The organism is Mesorhizobium sp. M7A.F.Ca.CA.001.08.2.1, from assembly GCF_003998455.1.
Classification (GTDB): domain Bacteria; phylum Pseudomonadota; class Alphaproteobacteria; order Rhizobiales; family Rhizobiaceae; genus Mesorhizobium; species Mesorhizobium ciceri.
Map to the genome: position 1 here is coordinate 1 of NZ_RZPW01000487.1, position 4,803 is coordinate 4,803.

Genomic DNA, 4,803 nt, shown 5'->3' on the forward strand with positions numbered 1-4,803 from the left:
GCTCCTATCAGGTTGCGTCCGCCGCCGGCATGGCCCGGCTGGCGCCCAACGGGCTGCTCAAGCAGAACGAAAGCGTCGATGTGGCCTGCCTGAAGCCGTCGCTGGTGCGCGTGCTGAAGACGATCGAAGGCCACTACGGCCGCAAGATGACGGTGACGTCAGGCTATCGCGACCCGGCCCGCAACCGGCGCGCCAACGGCGCCAAGAATTCGCTGCACATGTATTGCGCCGCCGCCGACATCCAGGTTCCCGGCGTTTCGAAATGGGAACTGGCGAGCTACATCAGAAGCATGCCCGGTCGCGGCGGTGTCGGCACATACTGCCACACAGAATCGGTTCACGTCGACGTCGGTCCCGAGCGCGACTGGAACTGGCGCTGCCGCCGGCGCAGCGGCGGTGACGGCTAGCAGCGCTATTTGACGGCCTACGCCTGTCAGCCGCCAAGGCCGTTCCGGCAATATCGTTCCAGCCTCCTGAACATTCGAGATAGGCCGAAGCGTCCCCAACTTCGTCATCCTCGGGTCTTCGCGACGGAGCGCTCCTTGCTCCGCCCGTGGATGACGAAACGATGGGTGTCGCCGCTAATCGTCAAGCCTGCCAACCCTCGGCAAAACCGTTGATTTGGCAGGCCTGGAAAAAAGTTGTCCAAGGTGGCACCTGACGGGTTGCCGGTTGCGCACAACGCCAGTATAAGCCGCTTCGTCTGAGCGCGCCCATCGTCTAGCGGTTAGGACACCGCCCTTTCACGGCGGTAACAGGGGTTCGATTCCCCTTGGGCGTACCAGAAAAATTTGCGTTTGGCGCAAACCTCCCTCCCAATGTCGGCAATTTCGCTTGGCTCTCTGCTGCTCTCTTCAACTGACGCGCAGTCTTCCGCGATCACACCATAGGCCAACGCGGCCACACGGGTCATAATCCTGCTACAAAGTGGTCGATTCCTAAGGGATGTAGCCGCTCCAAGAGCCCGCCGCAGGTCGCCCCCGTGGCGGGCTTTTTATTGCACGGTCGAGTTGGGCTTTCACGGCATTGCGACAACGGGGCGAAGCCCCGAGTGGCAAGTCCGTATTTATTTGCCTGGTTTGCGTGCGGGAGCCTACATGAGAACGGGTCGCGCGCCGCTCAAGAGGACCCTCTTCAGCGCTTCAACCGGCATCCGACAGTGCAAAGTCAAAAGCCTGTTATGATCCACGGATTGGAGTCGTATCCGAGACGCGGCTCTGCCTTTGCGCCGCTGTCTTCCGATTTGGCGGTTCCGGTGAAACCGCAGTCCAGATTTGCAACGGGCTTCTTGGCCGACGGTTTCGTGGAACACAAGGCGGCAGCGTCACTGACCGCCGCCTTCTTTTCCTTGGCAACAGCGACACCGGTCGCAGCGAAAACAACAGCCGCGCACAATACAGCCACTCTCATTGGAACCCCCACATTGCACCCGACAGATGGTCGAACATGACGTAACGTAATCTTAATATTAGCACTAACGAATATATTAGCTAGCCCCGTGGCATAAAAAGCAGGCCGAGTGCCAAGCTTGCGCCACGACCGCCAAACCGGTGCCATCTGGACACCAGCCGGCATGAGTCGCATTCTGCTCGTGGGGAGAAGGGCATGGATAAACTAAACATAGGAGCTGATCAGGCCAAACGCTGGCGCGACCGCGCCCTGCGCGGCCGACGGAGGCGTCTGTCGCACAACATCGTGTCGTGGGCGCTGATCCTGATAGCTATAGCCATTCTCGGTGGTCTGATCACGCTCAAGGCGTACAAGTAAGCAGAGCCCCGGCGCGCGAGGCTATCAGGCCACAGCCTAGCCGCTGCCAAGCAGCGGCACGGTAACGGTTGTCGCGTAGTTGATCGGGAAGGAACTGAAGTAGGGGAAGTCGATGACGAAGGCATAGGCGGCGGTCAGATGCGCCATGCGGAAGCCACCGCTCACCGGGTCGATGGCGATCGTGACGTTCACGTCCTTGAACCCCAAGGCCTGCAATTTCTGCGTGGCGATCGATTGAATGTCGGCTTGGGTCAGCGTGTTCTTAAGCTGCAGCGAGCGCGCTGACGTCTCCAGCGTATAGCGAACACTGGAGACCGAGTGCATCGACCAGCCAAAGGCGAATATTCCGAACAGCAGCATGACAAGGAAGGGGGCGATCAGCGCGAACTCCAGCCCGGCCCCGCCCGATCGATCCCGCCGCAACGCGCTTACCCTAGCGGACACGGATCACCTCCTGGTGACCGATGACGGTGGGAGCGGCAAAGGTGCCGAAGGCAATTGGCGGCACCCAGGTGCCCGATGCCTGTATCTGGACATAGATCGACGGCACCTTGGACCCACTGCACATGGTGGAAGCGTCGACCACGGTCGTGCCGCACATACGGATGTGGCTTAGCGTGACCTGGCCGTCTTCCGGCCGATTTTCCCAGCTCGCAATGGCAAGGGCCCGGGTCGCCGCATCATCGGTCGATCCGCTCATGACCAGGTTCGCGGCCGTCTTCACACCGGCGCGCATCGACAGTGAACTCGTTACGTAGGACCAGCCGTCCAGAATACCAAGCAGCACCAGGCACAGAATGGGCAGCACCATCGCGAACTCGACCGCCGCAACGCCCGAATCATCGCCAAGGATCGGCATCGACCGGCGCCCCACGGAGCTACTCGGACAGTGCCACGGACCGCGCGGCTGGAATGTTGGGCACTCCGAGGCTCGAGCAATCCTGATTGATGGTTGAATTACCGGACCATTGAATCGTATTTGCGACGACCCTGGTGCAGCCGCCATTGCCCGAGAAGTTGCCAAGATAGCTCACTTGCTGCTTGGGGAAATAGATGGCCCCGGTCAAAAGCGAGTCCGCTGTGCCGTTGAATGTGCTGGATGCACTCATGCCGGTCCTGTCGCCGTAGAACAGAACGCCTGAGTAGGTGCCCGAAGTCGCCGCGCTGAGCTTCACGGACGCATTGCCATTCATGCTGACGGTCGAGCTGCCCGACATGAAGATGGTCACCCCGGCGCCGGTGATGGCCGCGTTGGCGTTTATCTTGAGATTGCCCTGGACGACATAAACGCCGGGCGAAAGCGTGACGTTGCCCTTCAGGTTCATGCCGCTGCAATAGGTGCCTGGACCGAGCGTCGCCTTGTTGTCGTTCAGGCAGGGGGTCGCGGCCACCGGGGCCGGCAGGTCGACAAAGGGATCGCCGGCAGGCAGTGCCTGGGTGATCGGGGCCGCGCAGACGGTGGTGACGGGATTGCTGAGAGAGACACCGCCCGCCGATATCAGGCAATCGGCCTGCAGACCGGCCGCGCCCTGAAGCTTGATGGCGTCGGAGGCGATGGAATTGGACATGACCGAGCAGCCGGTGAGCTTAACGCTGGTGCTGCCGGAAAACAGCACCGCCTGCGACGCGGACGGATCGAGCGCGAGCATGCAAGCACTCGAGGCATCGGTAATGACGGCCACCGCCCTCGCCTGTTCGGGAACCTTGTCCTGTGTGAAGATCAGGGTGAACATCCGGTCGAGCTTCTGGCCGACGATCACCTCGACCGCTTTCTTCGCCGTATTCGGTCCGGACGCGGGCGGCGTATTGACGACGATCGTGCCCGAGCCCAGCCCGTTCGACGCCGCGGACTGGGTCGCGGCCGCGACGATCGTCGGCTTGTCGGAACCCGAAATCTGTTCGAGCGCTCCGGCATAGGCGGCTGCATCGGCCGTCGCCTGCAATCTCAGGCTGTTGTAGTACCAATAGGAGGTCTCGACGCCGAAGCCCGCAGCGCCGACAACGACCGGCAAGGTGAGGGCAAAAATGGTGGCGACGTTTGCGCCCGTGCTCCGGCGCATGGCGTCCATTCCAAGCCGAACACGGGTGAAGCTATTCAAGGCCATGGCTTAAATTAGAAAGCACGCATAAATGAACGAATGGCTAAAAAGTTCGGTGCATTTTTGAGCAGTGGTCCATTGGCTTCAAAAAAGAAGTGCTTCGCTGGCTGATCAACGCGCGAGCGCACTTCCTGGCAAGCGAGAAGGGCTAGGGCCAGCGGGAGGCGGCGAGAGAGCATCGATGTCCTAGAGCATCCGCCTGCGATAGGCGGCCATGGGTTCGCACCCGATCAGCGAACTTGCCGTCGAAGGCAGCAAACACCGATGTATTGCTGCTCGCACTATTGGAGAATGCAGTGGGAAGCCAAAGCTGTGCAGGATTTCTTCAAGCGGAAAGAATCGGCATCGGCTCCGCAACCACCCCGGCCGACATCTCTCTTTGCACGGCCAGGAAGAACCTGCGCACTTCGTCGCCGGCTGCCGTTCTGTCCCTGCCCGATCCGACGACGAGATCGAGCAACTCCGACGCCTTGGCCCTCCAGAACGAGGTGGCGGGCTCGCCATGCAGGTTGCCGAGCTTGGCAGCAACCTCTCTGACCAAGAATACCTGACGGTCGATCGGGAATGCACGGATTTTTTCTGGGGACATCTTCCGAACGATGAGACTGACGCAACGAATCAACCATTGCCAACAAGCAATGGCGTAACCGGGAAGGTGGAAACGGAAGCTTAACGGCGCTGACGTGGGTGCAGCGTGGAGCGGTCGTCGGGACGAAAAGGGCGCAGCCCTGCGCTCACGACATCGCCGTGTGCGTTCAAACGCGATCGTTGACGTAGGAACCGGGGCAGGCGAACGGCGACGGCCCTCAGGCCTGGAGCGCCCTCGCCTCACCGCCGCGCTTGCGCGGCGTCATCATGTCCCTGGCCATCAGTCCGCTGGCCCGGCAAAACGCCATGAACGCCCGGCAAGCATCCTCGGTCTTGACCACGTCTACCG

Annotated in this window: 6 protein-coding genes, 1 tRNA gene and 1 pseudogene; 3 read left to right on the forward strand and 5 right to left on the reverse strand. The window is 61.2% G+C overall.

The window, feature by feature from the left end; all coding sequences use genetic code 11:
• From EN914_RS24400 to EN914_RS24415, 3 genes are all read left to right on the forward strand, one after another.
• Positions 1-407: YcbK family protein (locus EN914_RS24400; protein WP_127389319.1), on the forward strand; the 407-nt coding region annotated here is incomplete at its 5' end.
• A gap of 302 nt (positions 408-709) precedes the next feature.
• A tRNA-Glu gene (locus EN914_RS24405) sits at positions 710-784 on the forward strand.
• Positions 785-1,605: 821 nt separating this feature from the next.
• Positions 1,606-1,767, forward strand: a complete 162-nt coding sequence (locus EN914_RS24415) for a hypothetical protein (protein WP_013531996.1) — start codon at positions 1,606-1,608, stop codon at positions 1,765-1,767.
• Positions 1,768-1,803: 36 nt separating this feature from the next.
• Here the strand turns inward: EN914_RS24415 and EN914_RS24420 are convergent, their stop codons facing one another.
• The 5 genes and pseudogenes from EN914_RS24420 to EN914_RS40005 form a co-directional block, all read right to left on the reverse strand.
• Complete coding sequence (locus EN914_RS24420; RefSeq protein ID WP_013531997.1) at positions 1,804-2,211, reverse strand: TadE/TadG family type IV pilus assembly protein; 408 nt, start codon at positions 2,209-2,211, stop codon at positions 1,804-1,806.
• Positions 2,201-2,626, reverse strand: a complete 426-nt coding sequence (locus EN914_RS24425) for a TadE/TadG family type IV pilus assembly protein (protein WP_032899810.1) — start codon at positions 2,624-2,626, stop codon at positions 2,201-2,203. Before EN914_RS24425 ends, EN914_RS24420 begins: the two co-directional genes overlap by 11 nt.
• Positions 2,627-2,645: 19 nt before the next feature.
• Positions 2,646-3,872: a pilus assembly protein TadG-related protein gene (locus tag EN914_RS24430; RefSeq protein WP_024505703.1), complete on the reverse strand. Its 1,227-nt coding sequence runs from the start codon at positions 3,870-3,872 to the stop codon at positions 2,646-2,648.
• A gap of 319 nt (positions 3,873-4,191) precedes the next feature.
• The gene (locus EN914_RS24435; protein ID WP_245265428.1) at positions 4,192-4,488 is read right to left on the reverse strand and encodes a DUF6074 family protein; all 297 of its coding nucleotides are present in this window, start codon (positions 4,486-4,488) and stop codon (positions 4,192-4,194) included.
• A 184-nt stretch (positions 4,489-4,672) separates the two neighbouring features.
• Positions 4,673-4,803, reverse strand: a pseudogene (locus EN914_RS40005) (DUF982 domain-containing protein); the annotation flags it as partial.